The 16,649-nt window shown below is 71.1% G+C and carries 12 protein-coding genes; 3 read left to right on the forward strand and 9 right to left on the reverse strand.

The annotated features are described in order from the left end of the window. Positions 1-102: 102 nt before the first annotated feature. The 3 genes from LO763_RS16550 to LO763_RS16560 form a co-directional block, all read right to left on the reverse strand. Entirely contained in the window at positions 103-2,988 is a 2,886-nt protein-coding gene (locus tag LO763_RS16550; RefSeq protein ID WP_230786345.1) for a transglycosylase domain-containing protein, read from the reverse strand. A gap of 281 nt (positions 2,989-3,269) precedes the next feature. Further along, entirely contained in the window at positions 3,270-4,928 is a 1,659-nt protein-coding gene (locus LO763_RS16555) for an FAD-binding dehydrogenase (protein ID WP_255672655.1), read from the reverse strand. A gap of 58 nt (positions 4,929-4,986) precedes the next feature. Continuing rightward, positions 4,987-5,616, reverse strand: a complete 630-nt coding sequence (locus tag LO763_RS16560) for a flavin reductase family protein (RefSeq protein WP_230786348.1) — start codon at positions 5,614-5,616, stop codon at positions 4,987-4,989. 166 nt (positions 5,617-5,782) lie between these two features. Between LO763_RS16560 and LO763_RS16565 the strand changes: the two genes are divergently transcribed. Next, positions 5,783-7,000 (forward strand): SRA domain-containing endonuclease, encoded by a 1,218-nt coding sequence (locus LO763_RS16565; protein ID WP_230786350.1) that lies wholly within the window; start codon positions 5,783-5,785, stop codon positions 6,998-7,000. 284 nt (positions 7,001-7,284) lie between these two features. Here LO763_RS16565 and LO763_RS16570 read toward each other — a convergent pair whose 3' ends face one another. The 5 genes from LO763_RS16570 to lpdA form a co-directional block, all read right to left on the reverse strand. Further along, positions 7,285-8,100 (reverse strand): class I SAM-dependent methyltransferase, encoded by an 816-nt coding sequence (locus tag LO763_RS16570; protein WP_230786351.1) that lies wholly within the window; start codon positions 8,098-8,100, stop codon positions 7,285-7,287. 56 nt (positions 8,101-8,156) lie between these two features. Then, positions 8,157-9,125, reverse strand: coding sequence for a phosphotransferase (locus LO763_RS16575; RefSeq protein WP_230786353.1), 969 nt, complete (start codon positions 9,123-9,125; stop codon positions 8,157-8,159). Positions 9,126-9,366: 241 nt separating this feature from the next. Further along, positions 9,367-9,798, reverse strand: coding sequence for a hypothetical protein (locus LO763_RS16580; RefSeq protein WP_230786354.1), 432 nt, complete (start codon positions 9,796-9,798; stop codon positions 9,367-9,369). Between the two features lie 216 nt (positions 9,799-10,014). After that, complete coding sequence (sucB, locus tag LO763_RS16585; protein ID WP_230786356.1) at positions 10,015-11,793, reverse strand: 2-oxoglutarate dehydrogenase, E2 component, dihydrolipoamide succinyltransferase; 1,779 nt, start codon at positions 11,791-11,793, stop codon at positions 10,015-10,017. A 27-nt stretch (positions 11,794-11,820) separates the two neighbouring features. Continuing rightward, complete coding sequence (gene lpdA, locus LO763_RS16590; RefSeq protein WP_230786358.1) at positions 11,821-13,209, reverse strand: dihydrolipoyl dehydrogenase; 1,389 nt, start codon at positions 13,207-13,209, stop codon at positions 11,821-11,823. Between the two features lie 216 nt (positions 13,210-13,425). On the opposite strand from lpdA, the gene LO763_RS16595 reads away from it, so the two are divergent. Further along, a complete protein-coding gene (locus LO763_RS16595) occupies positions 13,426-13,758 on the forward strand; it encodes an oxidoreductase (protein WP_230786359.1) in 333 nt (110 codons plus the stop codon). 107 nt (positions 13,759-13,865) lie between these two features. On the opposite strand, the gene LO763_RS16600 is transcribed toward LO763_RS16595, so the two are convergent. Continuing rightward, positions 13,866-15,323, reverse strand: a complete 1,458-nt coding sequence (locus LO763_RS16600; RefSeq protein WP_230786361.1) for a leucyl aminopeptidase — start codon at positions 15,321-15,323, stop codon at positions 13,866-13,868. A 79-nt stretch (positions 15,324-15,402) separates the two neighbouring features. Between LO763_RS16600 and gcvT the strand changes: the two genes are divergently transcribed. Next, positions 15,403-16,569: a glycine cleavage system aminomethyltransferase GcvT gene (gene gcvT / locus LO763_RS16605; protein WP_230786363.1), complete on the forward strand. Its 1,167-nt coding sequence runs from the start codon at positions 15,403-15,405 to the stop codon at positions 16,567-16,569. The last annotated feature ends 80 nt before the right edge of the window (positions 16,570-16,649 follow it).

Here is a 16,649-nt window from a genome sequence, read left to right on the forward strand (position 1 = left end):
GTCGCGGGCCGGTCCCGCGTCCTCCGCGAACGCCGACGGGCCCGGCGGGACGGTGATCGTCCCGCCGGGCCCGTCGGCGTCAGGGCTCAGGCGCGCCGCGCCTCAGTCGTCGTCATCGCGTCCGTTCCCGTTGTTGTTGCCGTTGTTGTTCCCATTGTCGTTCCCGTTCCGGCCGCCGTTCTCGCCCCCGCCCGGCTCGCACAGGCCGAACGCCTCGGAGATCGGGTCGCACTGCTCATTGCCGTTGTTGTTGGGCGGCGGCGCCTGCTCGCAGTGCGAGTCGGTCGGGAACTGCGCGCAGTACTTGCTGTCGGCGTCGACCTTGCCGTTCTCGTTGAGGATGTCGCGGATGGACGGCGAACCGGAGTGCATCGGCTCGCCCCAGGCCTCGGCGTCCCAGCCCTCGGCCTCGATCGAGCCCTCCATGAACTGCTTCCACACCGGGTAGCTCAAGGTGCCACCGAAGACGTTGCTGGTGCCGCCGTCGGTGTTCAGCAGCGGCGCCGACTCGGCGGTCGCGTTGCCGACCCACGCCGCGATGCTCAGCTGCGGGATCGCGCCGACGTACCAGGTGTGGGCGTTGGCGCTCTCGTCGTAGTCGTCGCCGGCCTCCCAGGTGCCGGTCTTGCCGGTGTAGGGCCGGTCGATCGCGCCGCCGTCGCCCTCGATCTCGGAGCCGACCCACTGGAGGTCGCGGGCGATCCCGGCGTCCAGCGCCTGGTCCGTCTCCAGCTCGCGGATCGGCGGGACCTCCTCGCCGTCGCGGTCGATGACCTTCGAGACGAAGTGCGTCTCGACGTACTCGCCGTCGTTGGCGATCGTGGCGTACACCGCGGCCATGTCCATGACCGAGGTCGGGTACTGGCCGAAGCTGATCTGGTAGTCGAACGGGGAGCGCGGGTCCTCCAGGTCCAGCGGCGTGCGGATCGGTTCTCCGTTCTCGTACCCGTTGACCGAGGCCATCGGGTCGATGTTGCCGTTCGCGTCGGTGACGTAGCCCTCGCCGTCGGGGACGACGTTGTGCACCGTGTAGGTGATCGTGCCGTCGTCCTCGACGTAGAACCGGTAGATGTCGCCGGTCGACTGGTTCTGCATGGTGCGCAGGCCCATCCGGATCGAGGTCTCCAGGACCGTGGTGGCGCCGTAGTCCTCGGCGATCGCGTACATCGGCGTGTTCTTCGACCTGCGGACCGCCTCGGTCAGGGTCATGTCCTCGAACGCGTCGCTGCCGGAGTTGTGGAGCTCGCCGCCGTTGGTGGATCCGAGGCTCTCGAACGCGCGCGGCGAGTCGGCGTTCCACCACGAGTCGATCGAGTCGCCGTTCATGATCGCGGTCGCGGCGGTGACCATCTTGAACGTCGAGGACGGCGGGTGCGGGTTCTCCATGCCGGCCTTGTCGATGCCCAGGCCGTTGTCCCCGCCGTAGTAGCCCAGGACGGCGCCGGTGTTCGGGTCGACCGCGACCACGGCGCTGGCCATCGACTCGTTGTACTCGTAGAGCGCGGCGTCCTCGTTCTCGTTGACGAACTCGAAGAACCCGTCGTCGTTGCGGTACTCCTCGGCGGCGGCCGTCTCGGTGACGATGTTGCCCTCCTCGTCGACCAGGTTGCCGTCCTCGTTCTTCTCGCGCCGCAGGTCGCCCCGGCTCGCCGTGGTGAACGCCTGCTTCTGGACGTCCGGGTCGATGGTGAGCTCGACGGTGTAGCCGCCGGTGTTCTCGTCCTTGCCGTAGAAGTCGTTCTGCGTCAGGCCGTAGCGGCTCTCCAGCTCGGCCCAGACGTAGCCGTCGGTGGGGTTGGTGATGAAGCCGGTGGGGGTGTCGTGCCCCCACGAGCCGGGGTTCTCCAGGGCGTCGAGGGTCTCGGGCATCCCGGCGTCCAGCTGCTCCTGGACCTGGGCGAGCTGCTCCTCGTCGAGGTCGTCGGTCAGGGTGAGCAGGGACTCCATGCCGTGGGTCCAGCGGTCGAGCGGGGCCGTGCTGTCCTCCCCGGCGATGCGCGGGTCGAACGAGCCGTCGCCGGCCTTGACCTGCATGACCAGCATCATGCCCTCGCCCCAGGTGAGGTCCTCGACGTTCTTGCCGAACCAGGTCTGGGCGGCGGCGGCGATGCCGTAGGTGCCGCGGCCGTAGAAGTTGAGGTTCAGGTAGTGGAGGAGGATGTCCTCCTTCGTGTTGTCCTGCTCCAGCTTCATGGCCATGACGGCCTCGCGGGCCTTGCGGCCGTAGCTGAGGTCGTCGCGGATGTCCATGACCATGCCCGCGTACTGCTGGCTGATGGTCGAGGCGCCCTGGGTGTCGCCGCCCTTGAGGTTGTTGATCAGGGCGCGCATGGTGCCCTTGTAGTCGACGCCCTCGTGCTCGAAGAAGTCCTTGTCCTCCAGGGCCAGCAGCGACCAGACGACCGTGGGCGGGATGTCCTCGTACTTGTCGACGAGCTTGCGGGTGTACTCGCCGTAGCCCGCGACCTGGGTGGAGCCGTCCGAGTAGGTGAACGTGGTGGACTCGCCGAATGCGAGGTCCTGCGGTTCGGGCACGCTCTGGAAGAACCAGGAGCCGGCCACGGTGATCGTGCCCAGCAGCATGAGGCACACCATGATGAGGGCCGCGTAGACGCGGCGGCGGCGCTTCGAGATGCGCTTCCGCTTGCCTTTGCGCCCCGGGCCGGCGGGCCCGGCGTCGGCCTTGGGGCGGGCGGCGCCGACCACCGAGGCCCGGCCGACGCCCCCGCGGGGGACGCTGCCGACGGCGGGGCCGCTCCCGGGAACGGAGGCGCTGCCGCTCGAGGGCGCTCCCGGCGCTCCGGGGGCCGCCGGGCCGGGGGGGACTCCCGGGCCTCCGGGGACTCCCGGGCCTCCGGGGACCGCGGGGCCGACGGGTCTGCCCGGTACGGCGTGACCTGCGGGCCGGACGGGACCGGCGCTCCCGCCCGGGTACGCCTTCGGCGGTTCGGCCGAGGGGTCCGGGTTGGGGCGGTAATAGTCGCTCATGCTCAACCATCCACGAGTTGTGAGGTGCCGGTCCTCGGCGCGCGGCCCCGAGTCGGCTTCGGCGGGCACCGCCGAGAGATGAGTCGGGCCCGGCGGGAGTCCGCAGAACCCTGGATGTTAGCGGAACACGCCCGGTTAGCGAGGAGTGCTCGGTTCCGCGGGTGAGGAAGGCCGCTTGCCGACCACCTTAGACCGCCGCCGCCATGCGCAACGGGCGTGTCAAGGATGAAACGGGCATAAACTGACACTCTGGGGCAGTATGCGATCGCAGGCGCATTCGGCTACGCCGCGACCCCCCGCGCGGCCTGCCGTCCCGAGAACAGGCACCCGCCCAGGAACGTCCCCTCCAGCGACCGGTACCCGTGCATCCCTCCGCCGCCGAACCCGGCGGCCTCGCCGGCCGCGTACAGCCCTGGCAGCGGCTCCCCGTCCGGGCGCAGCACCCGCCCGTCCAGATCGGTGTGCAGGCCGCCCAGGGTCTTGCGGGTCAGCAGGTGCAGCCGCACGCCGATGAGCGGCCCGGCCTTCGGGTCCAGCAGCCGGTGCGGCGACGCCACCCGGATCAGCTTGTCGCCCCGGTAGTTGCGCGCTCCGCGCAAGGCCGTGACCTGCAAGTCCTTGGTGAACGTGTTCGACATCTCGGCGTCGCGCGCCTCGACCGCCGCCCGCACCGTCGCGAAGTCCAGCAGGTGCTCCCCGGTGATCCCGTTCATCTTCGCCACCAGCTCGGGCAGCGTCGCGGCCACCGCGAAGTCCGCGCCGTGCTGCTTGAACGCCTCCACCGGCCCGGGGGCGCCCGGCAGCACCCGCTTGAGCAGCAGCCTCACGTCCTTGCCGGTCAGGTCCGGGTTCTGCTCCGACCCCGAGAGCGCGAACTCCTTCTCGAGGATCTTCTGGGTCAGCACGAACCACGTGTACTCGTGGCCGGTGGTCATGATGTGCTCCAGCGTCCCCAGGGTGTCGAACCCGGGGAACAGCGGCGCGGGCAGCCGCTTCCCGGTCGCGTCCAACCACAGCGAGGACGGCCCCGGCAGGATCCGGATGCCGTGGTGCGGCCAGATCGGGTCCCAGTTCTCGATGCCCTCGGTGTAGTGCCACATCCGGTCCCGGTTGATCAGGTCCGCGCCCGCGCGCTCGGCGATCCCCAGCATCCGGCCGTCGACGTGCGCCGGGACCCCCGAGATGAGCCGCTTCGGCGCCGTCCCGAGGCGCGCGGGCCAGTGCTCGCGCACCAGGTCGAAGTTCCCTCCGATGCCGCCCGAGGTGACCACCACGGCCTCGGCCGCGAGCGAGAACTCGCCCAGGGCCTCGCGGCTGGTCGAGGCGCCCCGCGCCGACTCGTCGGGCGCGAGCAGCGTCCCGGACACGCCGGTCACCGCCCCGTCGGTCACCGTCAGCTCGTCGACCCGGTGCCGGAACTTCAGCTGCAACCTGCCGTCCTGCGCCGCCCGGCGCACCCGCTGCGCGAACGGCTCCACGACGCCCGGGCCGGTGCCCCACGTGATGTGGAAGCGCGGCACGGAGTTCCCGTGGCCCTGCGCCGTGTAGCCGCCGCGCTCGGCCCAGCCGACGACCGGGAAGAACCGGACGCCCATGCCGTGCAGCCAGGCCCGCTTCTCGCCCGCTGCGAAGTCGACGTAGGCCTCGGCCCACTTGCGGGGCCACTCGTCCTCGGGCCGGTCGAATCCGGCGGTCCCGAGCCAGTCCTGCCACGCCAGGTCGCGCGAGTCCTTGACGCCCATGCGCCGCTGCTCGGGCGAGTCCACGAGGAACAATCCTCCGAACGACCAGAACGCCTGGCCCCCAAGGGACTGCTCGCCCTCCTGGTCCAGCAGCGTGACGGTCTTCCCGAGCCGCACCAACTCCGCGGCGGCCGCCAGTCCGGCCAACCCCGCTCCGACCACGATGACGTCGCTGTCCATCGCCCGCGCCTTCCCCAGCAGCAGATACGGCGCCTACTGGCGCGTAGGGGAGGTATACCAGGACCCCGCCGCCGCGTCAACCGGACGATGCCATCCCCTGATGCGGCATCCGCCAGGCCTCGGCGAGCCGGGACGGGTGCACATTGGCGCCGCCGCCGAAGAACTCGCAGAACTTCATGATCAGCGGGTCCCATCCGACCGGGTCGACATGGTCCGTTCCGGGGATCACGAGCCGCTCCTCGACGTGCGCCCGCACGACCCGCACCTCGACGGCGCTGGCCGTCTCCGCGAACGCGTGCACCGCCTCGACCGCGCACTCGAGCTGGATCGGGCACTCGGCGACCCGGGGCGGGGCGACCCGCTCCGACGCCTGCGGCGTCAGCCCGGCCGCCCCGAACTTGTCGGCCTCGAACCGGTACCCCTTGGCGGCCTTGGTCTCCGGGACGGGACGGGCGCCGGTCAGCGGCGCCAGCAGGTCGACCGAGGCGGCCATGTCGGCGGAGGCCAGGTTCAGCACGCACTCCCGCTCCCGCAGCAGGTTCTCGGTGGTCTTGGACCGGTTCCCCATGCCGAGCATGCACGACTGCTTCAGCCACCAGGCCGAGGACATGGGCGCCAGGTTCGCCGACCCGTCGGCGTTGCGGGTGCTGACGAGCACCACGGGGGTGCCGAAGTACAGCACCTTCAAGTCGAGACCGACATGCATGGCGGGAGCCTCCAGAGATCGAGCCGCGGAAGCCTCAATCGAACCCGCCGCCGCCCCCGCCGCCCGGCCGAAAAACGACGTCGGGTTCCCGCCCCCGCCCGCCCTCTCGACCGCCTAGACTGGTGTCCCCCTTGAAGACACGCCGCGCCGGAGGTCACGACGGTCGATGCCCGACGACAAGACGATCAAGCCCGGCGACAAACGCAGCCGCGCCGAGATCCGGGAGGTCTGGGGCGGTTCGCCTCAAGGCGGCATCGCGCCCTCCAGGGAGTCCGCATCGGTGCTGATCTACTCGGATCCCGGCCGGGGTGAGCAGCTCGGCTACCACGACGGCTGGCTCGCCGACCCCGACGGCGAACTGGTCTTCGAGTACACCGGCCACGGCCCGGCGGGCCATCAGAAGATGTGGATCGGGAACAAGGCCATCCGCGACCACGCCCTGCACTCGAGGACCCTGCGGGTCTTCGCGGCCAGCGGCGCACCGAACCGGCGACCGCAGGAGTTCGAGTACCTCGGCGAGTTCGCACTCGACGAGGACGAGCCCTTCTATGAACGCGAAGTCCCCGACGAGAACGGCGCCCTCCGGATGGTCTTCGTGTTCCGGCTCCGCCCGGTCGGCGAGATCGCCGTGGAGGACGACCACCGACTGCCGCCCGCCCGGGACACCACGGCCACGAAGTGGAAGCCGCCGTCACCGCAGGACGTCGCCGCGGAGACCACCAACCGGACCATCCCGGCCGAACGCAACACCCGGACCCGCACCACGCGCAAGGCGATGGACGAAGCGGCAGTGGAACGTCTCGAAGCCGAACTGTGCGCGAGGTTCGAAGCGCATCTGGTCGCGCGCGGCCACGCGGTGCATCGCTACGAGATCAGGGTCAAGGGCGAACGCGGCATCCAGCGCACCGACACCTTCGACGCTACGGCGGAGGTCCTCTATGAGGCCAAGGCCAAGGCCGATCGTGACTCGATCCGGATGGCGATAGGGCAGCTCCTCGACTACCGCCGCCACATCGACCCCGCTCCGGCGGGCTTGGCGATCCTCCTTCCTGAAGCGCCCGGCGACGACCTTCGGGGACTCATCGCATCGGTCGGCATGTCATTGGTCTACGAGCAGAACGGCGTGTTCAGCGCTTGGCCGGTGCCGGATTCACAGACCACCGGACCGGCCGGCCGTTTACCGGCCGGCCGCCGCGTTCCCGGTCGGGTCTTCAGACCTCCGGGGGCGGCCGGGCCGGATCAGGCGGGGAGATCGCCCCTTGGGGGATCGGCGGCGGGAGTTCCCAGGCCGCGTCGCGGAGTTGGGCGGCCAAGTGGTCGGCCGCGGCTTCGATGTCCTCGCGGCGGAGCTTGTCGCCGAGCCGGTTCGACGCGATACGGCTGAGGATCAGGATGTTCAGGGCCGTCTCGCGGAGCAGATCGGTCAGGGCGATCCGCTTGCGCGCGCCCGATACGGCGGTGATGGCATCGGCGAGGTCGTCGAGTTCGGGTGTGGACATCGGTTCCTCCTGCTGTGCAGTTGTGCCGGACTGATCCGGTACGCCAAGTGTGCGAACCGGCACCGACAGTTTCCGTCCTTGCGAAGAGGATCGTGACGCAGATCATTCATGGAGTCGAGCCGGCCGCGCCCGACCAGGGCGCGGCCTTACCGCCCCGGCTTTTCAATGCTCAAGCGCGGCAGAGGAGTTCGCCGTGGGGGATCATCAGCCAGGACTCCTCGCCCCGCCCCCAGGCCTTCCACGCCTCGGCGATCGCCTCCAGGTCCTCCCGGGTGGCGTGGCCGCCTTCGAGGGCCTGCTCGGCGAAGTCGGAGTGCAGGCTGCGCTCGGCCCACAGATCGCCCCACCAGATGCGGTCCGCCTCGTCCGAGAAGGTCCACGTCGAGGAGGTGGCCTCGATCGCCGCCTCGGGGAACCCCGCCCGCAGCGCCCAGGACTTCAACCTCCGCCCCGCGTCCGGCTCCCCGCCGCCCGCCCGGGCCACCGTCTCGTAGAGGTCCAGCCAGTGGGTCAGCCCCCGCGACTCGGGGAACCACGTGAAGGCCGCGTAGTCGCTGTCGCGCACGGCGATCAGCCCGCCGGGCCTCGTCACGCGCCGCATCTCCCTCAGGGCCTGGACGGGGTCGCCCACGTGCTGGAGCACCTGGTGGGCGTGCACGATGTCGAACGAGTCGTCCGCGAACGCGAGGTCGTGCACGTCGGCCTCCTGGAACCGCGTGTTGGTCAGCCCGCGCTCGGCGGCCGCCGCCGCGGCCTCGGCCAGCACTCCGGCCGCGTAGTCGACGCCGGTCACATGACCCTCGTGCGCGATCGCGGCCAGGTCCGCGGTGATGGTGCCCGGGCCGCAGCCGATGTCGAGGATCACGTGGTCCGACTTGAGGTACGGCAGCAGGTGCGCCGCCGAGTTCTCCGCCGTGCGCCAGGAGTGGGACCGCAGGACCGACTCGTGGTGGCCGTGGATGTACTTCGCCGTCTCGGATGCCATGCCGAAGAGACTATCCGCCCGATTTCATTAAATGGGAGCCTCATTCCACATGATGGTCACCATGACCGGCGCGCGGCCAGCCAGTCGGCGGCCGCGAGGCCGCTCCAGCGCTGGTGCCTGCGGATGTAGGGGGAGACGTCCGGGATCAGGTCGCCGGCCGACTCGCCGAGGTAGTAGCCGGCGATCGAGGCCAGGGCGGTGTCGAGCTGCTCGGCGGCGACGCCGGCGGCGGTGGGGTGCTTCCAGAAGAGGGCGTCGGCGTCGTGGCCGTCCCCGTGGGCCGCCACGAGGAGGCACGCGGTGTCGAACCAGGTCGCGTGGACCTGCACCCAGTTCCAGTCGCAGATCCAGGCGCGGTCCGCACCGAGGACCATGTTGTCGGGGCGCAGGTCGAAGTGCGTCACCGAGTCGGCCCTCAGCGCCTCCTCGATGCCCGACTCGAGGGCGGCCAGGTCGTCGACGCGGCCCTCCAGGACCGCCGGGACGGGGAAGGGCCGCTGCGAGCCGGAGGCGACCCCGGTGAACTGGCGCAGCTTGTCGCCGATGGGGTCGGCCCGCACGCCGATGTCCAGCAGGGACCGCGGCGCGGGGGCGAGGGCGGCGGCCGCCTCGGCCCAGGCCTCGAGCATCAGGTCGAGGTCGCGCGGGGACATCGGGAGCGTCGGCGCGCGGCCGTCGACGGCTTCGAAGCCGAGGACGGTCCAGTCCTCGAAGTCGGCCGCGAACTCGAGGCGGGGCGCGGGGACGCCGTCGGGGAGGGCCGGGTTGACGCGGGCCTCCTGGCGGTAGGCGTCCAGCGCCCAGGACCGGTCGCGGCCCGCGGCCTTGACGAAGAGCTCCGCGCCGGACTCGGCGCGGACGCGGGCGGCGAAGCCGCCGCTGAAGCCGCCGCCGGCCATGCGGACCTCGGCGGGCGCGCCGCCGAGCTCGCCGACGACGCGGTCGCGCACGAACGCGGGGAGGGTCTCCCAGGCGGCGCGCACCGCGGTGGCGTCGTAGGGGACCGTCGGGCCGAATCGGGACATGGGGAGAGTCTGGGCCACGGGCGATCGGGAAGCAACCGGATTCCGGTTCGGAGGGCAGGGGGAACGCATCAGCGCTCGGTTTCGAAGCGCCCCCGATTCGATGATGCCCCGGGGGTCCGACACGGGATCTCGGCCCTGTTCGAAACGCGCCGGGCAGAGGGCGCCGGTGCCCGGAGCGGGCCCGTGGACTGAGAGGCCCTCACCGCCGTGGTGGGGACGGCGGCGAGGGGCCGTTCCTATTCTAGGCGCTCGCGAGCAAGGATGGAATCACCACCGGCAGCACATAGCAGCCGATGTCCCCGACCTCGCTGTACGCCAGCGCCCAGCGCGCGGTCTTCGCGTCCCGGCACAGCACCACGAAGGCCACCATGCAGCTCAGCGCCCGCTGGGCGTCCGTCATGAACTGGAGCCACGACTCGGCCTGCGCCGGATCGGGTTCCAGCACCGCGTCGAACAGCAGCGCGAGCAGCCGCTCGCCGTCCTTGGCGTACGCCGCCGCGACGCACACGCGCAGCCGGTTGGGCTGCCTGGGGAGGGTGATGGTCCTGCGGCTCACGGCGATCGAGTCGTAGGCGGGGAGGTCGGGCCCCTGTGTGCAGTTGTACAGCTCGGTGGCGAATTCGGGGCGCGTCTCCATCAGCATGGCGAGGAGTTCGTTGTACTCGATCGACATTCGAGTTCCTAACTTCCGCGTGGGGTCACAAAAGGTGGGTTGTAGGAACAACGAAGACACGGGACGACGGTTACGGGTGAATGTCCGCAATTGAGGAGGTCACGCGTTGTGAGCGGTCCACTGCGGAACCGCTGGTGGGCCCGGGTGCGGGAACGCCGAAGGGGCGCGGCGGATCTCGGATCCGCCGCGCCCCTTCGGACGATCGCCCCGCAGGCCCTACAGGCCCAGCTGGTGCTCGAAGTTGCCCTCTTCGATGCGCTTGGTGACCGCTTCGAGGAAGCGGGCCGCGTCGGCGCCGTCGATGAGCCGGTGGTCGTAGCTGAGCGTCAGGTGCATGACCGAGCGCACCGCGATGATCTCGCCCAGCTCCGGGTCGTTGATCACGCGGGGGCGCTTGACGATCGCGGCGGTGCCGAGGATCGCCGACTGGCCCAGCGGCACGATCGGCGTGTCGAACAGCGCGCCGACCGACCCGGTGTTGGTGATGGTGAACGTGGCCCCGAACAGGTCGTCGGGCGCCAGGCCGCCTTCGCGGGCCTTCTTGGCGATCTCGGCGATCCGCTTGGCCAGGCCCGGGATGTTGAGGTCGCCGGCGTCCTTGACGACCGGGACGATGAGGCCCTTCGGCGTGTCCACCGCGAAGCCGACGTTCTCGGTCTCCGGGTACGTGACCGTCTTCTCCTCCATGTTCATGGAGGCGTTGACGACCGGGTACTGCTTGAGCGCCTCGATCGCGGCGACCGAGAAGAACGGCAGGAATGAGAGCTTCACACCGTGGCGCTCGAGGAACTCGTCCTTCTTCGCCGCGCGGAGCTTCGCCACCTTGGTGACGTCCACTTCGCGCACCGTCGTCAGCTGAGCCGTGGTCTGCATCGAGGAGAGCAGGGCCTTGGCCGCCGACTGGCGCAGGCGCGACATCTTCTCGGTGCGGCCGCGCAGCGGGCTGACCTCGACCTTGGCCGGAGCGGCCTTCGCCGGGGCCGCCTGCGCCGGAGCCGCGGCGGGCTCGGGGGCCTTCTTGGCGTCGATGACGGCCTGGACGTCCTCCTTGCGGATGCGCCCGCCCACGCCGGAGCCGGAGACCTCGTCGAGGTCCACGCCGTTCTCCGAGGCGAGCTTGCGCACCAGCGGCGTCACGTAGGAGCCCGAGGGCTTCGATGCGGACGGCGCGGCCGCGGGGGCCTGGGCGGCGGGCGAGGCGGCCCGGTCCTGGGCGGCGGCCTCAGGAGCGGCGGCCGTCTCGGGCTCGGCCGGGGCCGGCTTCGTCGGGGTCCCCTCGGACCGGGCCGGAGCGGGCGCCGGCTCGGGCTCGGACTTGACCTCGGGCGTCGGCTCGGCCTGCGGCGCGGCGGCCGGAGCGGCCTGGCCGGAGCCGATGATCGCGAGCACGGAACCGACCTCGGCGGTCTCGTCCTCGTTCACGCGGATCTCCAGCAGCGTGCCGGCGGCCGGGGACGGGATCTCCGTGTCGACCTTGTCGGTCGAGATCTCCAGCAGCGGCTCGTCGACCTCGACGTCGTCGCCGACGGCCTTGAGCCACTGCGTCACGGTCCCCTCGGTGACCGACTCGCCCAGCTCGGGGAGCAGCACCTCGGAGCCCTCGGCGCCGCCGGAGGCGGCCGGGGCCTCCTCCGCGGCGGGGGCCGGGGCCTGCTCGGCGGCGGGCGCGGCCGGAGCGGGCTCCGGCTCCGGCTCGGGTTCGGGCGCCGCGGCGGGCTCCTGCGAGGGCGCCTCAGGGGCGCCGCCGCCGGCCTCGGACGGGTCGCCGATGATCGCCAGCTCGCCGCCGATCTCCACCTCCGCGTCCTCGGGCGCCACGATCTTCAGCAGCACGCCGGCCACAGGGGAGGGCACCTCGGTGTCCACCTTGTCGGTCGAGACCTCGAGAAGGGGCTCATCGACCTCGACCGTGTCGCCCTCCTTCTTGAGCCACTGCGTCACGGTCCCCTCGGTGACCGACTCACCGAGGGCGGGCATCGTTACCGATGTCGACATCGTTTCGTTCAACTCCTGTACTCGTGCTTAGTCGTGGACGTGGAGCGGCTTGCCGGCCAGCAGCATGGCCGCCTCGCCGATCGCCTCGTTCTGCGTCGGGTGCATGTGGATGAGGTTCGCGACGTCGTCCGCGTACGCCTCCCAGTTGTAGATCAGCTCCGCCTCGCCGATCTGCTCGGAGATGCGGGCGCCGACCATGTGGACGCCGACGATGGGGCCGTCCTCGACCGAGACGAGCTTGATGAAGCCCTGGGTCTTGAGGATGATCGACTTGCCGTTCCCTGCCAGGTTGAAGGTGACGGACTTGATCTTGTCCTCGCCGTACTGCTCCTTGGCCTTGTCCTCGTTGAGGCCCACCGAGGCCACCTCGGGCTCGGTGAAGGTCACGCGCGGGATGCCGGTCTCGTCGATCGGGGCCGGGTTCAGGCCCGCGATGCGCTCGGCGACGTGGATGCCCTGGAGGAAACCGCGGTGCGCGAGCTGGATGCCCGGGACGATGTCGCCGACGGCGTACACGCCCGGGACGTTCGTCTGGAGGTTCTCGTCGACGAGCACGAAGCCGCGGTCGACGTTGACGCCCTGCTCCTCGTAACCCAGGCCGGCGGTGACCGGGCCGCGGCCGACGGCCACGAGCACGAGGTCGCCCTCGACGACGGTGCCGCCCTGGATCGTCACCTGGACGCCGGAGGCGGTCCTCTCGACCTTCTCGAAGAACTTGCCGGTGTGGAACTTGATGCCGCGCTTGCGGAACGCGCGCTCGAGCTGCTTGGAGGAGTCGGCGTCCTCGGCGGCGATGAGGCGGGGGAGGCCCTCGATGATCTCGACCTCGACGCCGAGCGACTTCCAGGCGGAGGCGAACTCGACGCCGATGACGCCGCCGCCGATGACGATGGCCTTGTTCGGCAGCTCGGTGAGCTCGAGCGCGTGCTCGGAGGCGATGATCCTCTCGCCGTCGATCTCCAGGCCCGGGAGGGTCTTGGAGTACGAGCCGGTCGCCAGGACGATGTTGCGCCCGGTGACGGTCCGACCGTCGTCGACCTGGACCGCGTTCGGGCCGACGAGCTTGCCGGAGCCCTGGATGAACTCGACCTTGTGGGCCTTGACCAGGCCCTGGAGGCCCTTGTACAGGCGCGACACGACGTCGTCCTTGTACTTCTTGACCGCCGGCATGTCGACGCCCTTGAACTCGGCGAGGACGCCGAACTGCTCGGACTCGCGCGCCGTGTCGGCGACCTCGCCGGCGTGCAGCAGGGCCTTGGTGGGGATGCACCCGCGGTGCAGACAGGTGCCGCCGACCTTGTCCTTCTCGATCAAGGCCACCGACAGCCCCAGCTCGGCCGCGCGGAATGCGCTGGCGTAGCCGCCGCTGCCACCGCCCAGGATCACCACGTCGTATCCTGCGTTCGGGTCGCTCATAGCTCTCCCTGACTTAACGATGCTTAGGTTCGCGGTCCATCCTTCCACCGGACGCGGCGCTGTGGACGACTAGCCCGATGGAATGGAGTGTGCAACACCATTCAACCGCTTGGCAGGGGCTTCGGAAAGTCATGTTCGTGTGCGGCTGGACACAGGCGTGAGCAGGCGTGTGTACGCTTGGAATTCGACGCGTCGTCGGGTGCGGAAGGATCGACAGTGGGCTTGTTCGGACGGAAGAAGAAACAGGGCAAGGGAACGCTGGACCGAGCCTCCGACAACGTGGACCAGCGCCATCTCATCGACTTCATCAAGACGCGCCAGGGCGTCGAGGCCTACCTCGAGCCGAAGACCACCGTCACCGAGACCACGGTCATGCTCATCGCCCACGACGGCGAGTGGACGCGGCGCCGGGTCGACGGACCGGCGGGGGCGTTCGCCTTGGGCCGCAAGCACAACGTCCCGGTCTACGAGGTCGCCAAGACCGGCTACCCGCAGCGCAAGCGCGACTTCGACGCCCGTCGGAAACTCGAGCAGCAGCGCCGCCAGTAGGCGGGTCGAGGCCCCTTTCCGGCAACGATCGCGCAAACTTCCGCGCACCGTCCCGCCACATGGCGGTGAGGACGGGGCGCGGCCTGCCGCGCCCCGTCCTCCTCGCCCTAAGCGGCGAACTCCTCCAGCAGCGCCACCAGCGTCCGCAGCGGCCGCCCGGTCGCGCCCTTGCTGATGTACCCGTACGCCGAGTCCGAGTCGGCGGGCCCGGCGATGTCCAGGTGCGCCCACGGCAGGTCCTCGGGCACGAACTTCGACAGGAAGATCCCGCCCTGGATCATGTGCCCGTCCCGCTTGAGGCCGGTCGCGCACTGCGACACGTCGGCGATCGAGGACTCCATGAGCTTGACCAGGTCCTCCGGGAACGGCATCGCCCAGCCGGGCTCGCCGGTCTCCTCGCCGAGGCGGCGCAGCCGCTCGGTCTCCGCGTCGGTGCCCATGAGGCCCATGGTCCGCTTGCCGAGGGCGATGACCTGCCCGCCGGTGAGGGTCGCGACGTCGTAGAGCGCGTCGGGCTCGTCCTCCAGGGCGCGCGAGATCGCGTCGGCGAGCACCAGGCGGCCCTCGGCGTCGGTGTTGAGGATCTCCACGGTCATGCCGTTGCGGATGGTGAGCACATCGGACGGGCGGTACGAGGAGCCCGACAGCATGTTCTCGGCCAGTGCGACGGTGCAGGTCACGGCCACGTTCAGGCCCAGCTTCGCGGCGGCGACAGTGGCGCCGACGACGGCCGCGGCCCCCGCCATGTCGCCCTTCATGTCCCACATGCCCGCGCCCGGCTTGACGTTGATGCCGCCGGAGTCGAAGGTGATGCCCTTGCCGACGAGCGCGACGTGCTTGGCCGCGCCCTCGGGCCGGTAGGAGAGGCGGACCAGGCGCGGCTCGGCCGCGGAGCCGCCGCCGACGGCGAGGACGCCGCCGTAGCCGCCCGCCGAGAGCGCCTCGGCGTCGAGGACCTCGACCTCCAGCCCCGCGTCGAGGGCGGCCTGCCGAATCTCGGCGGCGAAGGTCGGCGGGCGCAGGAGGTTCGCGGGGGCGTCGGCCCAGTCCTTGACGAGCGCGACGCTCTCGGCGAGCACGGCGGCCTTGCGCAGGGCCTCCTCGGTCGCGCCGTAGACGCTCACGGCGGCGGGCGGCTCGTCGCCGCCCCCGTCGGTCTTGTAGCCCTCGAACCGGTAGGCGCCCAGGGCCGCGCCGACCGCGGTGGCCCCGGGGTCGCCCTCGAACGCGATGGCGACGGAGTCCTTGCCGAACGCGGCCCGGACGGCGGTGCCGGCGGCGCGGCGCAGGGTCTCGTCGTCCAGGTCCTCGGCGTCGCCCAGGCCCACCGCGTACACGAGGCCCGCGGCGAGCCCCTCGGGTGCGGGCAGGCGCGTCAGCGAGGAGGCCCCGCCGGTGTTGCCGAGGTCGGCGAGCTGCCGGGCGAGGCGGCCGCCGAAGGCGGCGTCGACGCCCGCGGCGCTCTCGGGGATCTCGGGGGCGTCCTCGCCGGAGAAGACGCCGACGACGAGCACGGCGGCCTCGGCGGCGGCCAGGTCGCCGGAGGCGCTGATCAGATCAGTCACGATCCATCCTTACGTGTGCGGGTTTCGGGGATCAAATGCTCCGATCCTAGCCACTGGGACGCGCGATAGGCTCTCTCCCATGTCCGACTTGCCTGAACCCACGCCACTGCTGACCTCGCCGCTGCACACCCGTCACGCGGCCCTCGGCGCCAAGTTCGCCGAGTTCGCCGGCTGGGACATGCCGCTCCAGTACCCGAGCGGGGTGCTCGCCGAGCACCAGGCGGTGCGCACCCGGGTCGGCGTCTTCGACGTCTCCCACCTGGGCAAGGTGTGGGTGCGCGGGCCGGGCGCGGCGGCCTTCGCGAACCGCTGCCTGGCGAACGACCTGGACCGGATCGGCGCCGGCGGGGCCCAGTACACGCTGTGCCTCGACGAGTCCGGCGGCGTGGTCGACGACCTCATCGCCTACCGCTTCAGCGACGACGAGGTCTTCCTGATCCCCAACGCCGCCAACACCGCCGAGGTCGCGCGGCGCCTGTCCGAGGCCGCGCCCGAAGGGATCGAGGTGCGCGACGTGCACCACTCGTTCGCGGTGATCGCGGTCCAGGGCCCGGACTCGCCGGGCATCCTGCGGTACCTCGGGCTGCCGCACGACCACGACTACATGACCTTCCGGGAGCACCTGGTCGACCACGCCGACGTCATCGTCTGCCGCTCCGGCTACACCGGCGAGACCGGCTACGAGCTGGTCGTCCCGAACGAGGCGGCGGGGGACCTGTGGGACGCGATGCTCGTCGCCGGCGCGGCCCCGTGCGGGCTCGGCGCCAGGGACACGCTGCGCCTGGAGATGGGCTACCCCCTGCACGGCCAGGACCTGAGCATGGACATCACGCCCGTGCAGGCGCGCCTGAACTGGGCGATCGGCTGGGACAAGCCCGAGTTCTGGGGCAAGGCCGCGCTCGAGGCGGAGCGGTCCGCGGGGCCGAAGCGGCGCCTGTGGGGCCTGGAGGCCACCGGCAGGGGCGTCCCGCGCGCCCACATGACCGTCCTCGACCCTGCCCTCAACGACCCTGCCCTCAACGACCCCGCCAACGACCCTGCTCTCAACGACGCCGCCCCCGACGGCGAACGGGCGGTCGGCGAGACCACCTCGGGCACGCACGCGCCGACCCTGAAGAAGGGCGTCGCGCTGGCGCTCCTGGACGCCGCGTACAAGCCGGGCGCCGAGCTCGAGCTGGACGTGCGCGGCCGCCGGTTGCCGGTGCGCGTCGTGAAGCCGCCCTTCACCGCGTCCGACCCGCATTAGGCGGCGGGCCGCCCCGTCCGGGCGGCCCGGGAGCAGATCGCGTGCATGCGCAGGTCGCCGAGCCGCGCCCGCCGTGCACG

The organism is Glycomyces amatae (assembly GCF_020991375.1).
Lineage (GTDB): Bacteria > Actinomycetota > Actinomycetes > Mycobacteriales > Micromonosporaceae > Glycomyces > Glycomyces amatae.

Bases quoted from the DNA above. Each gene is read 5' to 3' on its own strand.
- LO763_RS16550 (WP_230786345.1), bottom strand. From the start codon at position 2,988: ATGAGCGACTATTACCGCCCCAACCCGGACCCCTCGGCCGAACCGCCG.
- LO763_RS16560 (WP_230786348.1), bottom strand. From the start codon at position 5,616: ATGCATGTCGGTCTCGACTTGAAGGTGCTGTACTTCGGCACCCCCGTG.
- sucB (WP_230786356.1), bottom strand. From the start codon at position 11,793: ATGTCGACATCGGTAACGATGCCCGCCCTCGGTGAGTCGGTCACCGAG.
- LO763_RS16580 (WP_230786354.1), bottom strand. From the start codon at position 9,798: ATGTCGATCGAGTACAACGAACTCCTCGCCATGCTGATGGAGACGCGC.
- gcvT (WP_230786363.1), top strand. From the start codon at position 15,403: ATGTCCGACTTGCCTGAACCCACGCCACTGCTGACCTCGCCGCTGCAC.
- LO763_RS16565 (WP_230786350.1), top strand. From the start codon at position 5,783: ATGCCCGACGACAAGACGATCAAGCCCGGCGACAAACGCAGCCGCGCC.
- lpdA (WP_230786358.1), bottom strand. From the start codon at position 13,209: ATGAGCGACCCGAACGCAGGATACGACGTGGTGATCCTGGGCGGTGGC.
- LO763_RS16570 (WP_230786351.1), bottom strand. From the start codon at position 8,100: ATGGCATCCGAGACGGCGAAGTACATCCACGGCCACCACGAGTCGGTC.
- LO763_RS16575 (WP_230786353.1), bottom strand. From the start codon at position 9,125: ATGTCCCGATTCGGCCCGACGGTCCCCTACGACGCCACCGCGGTGCGC.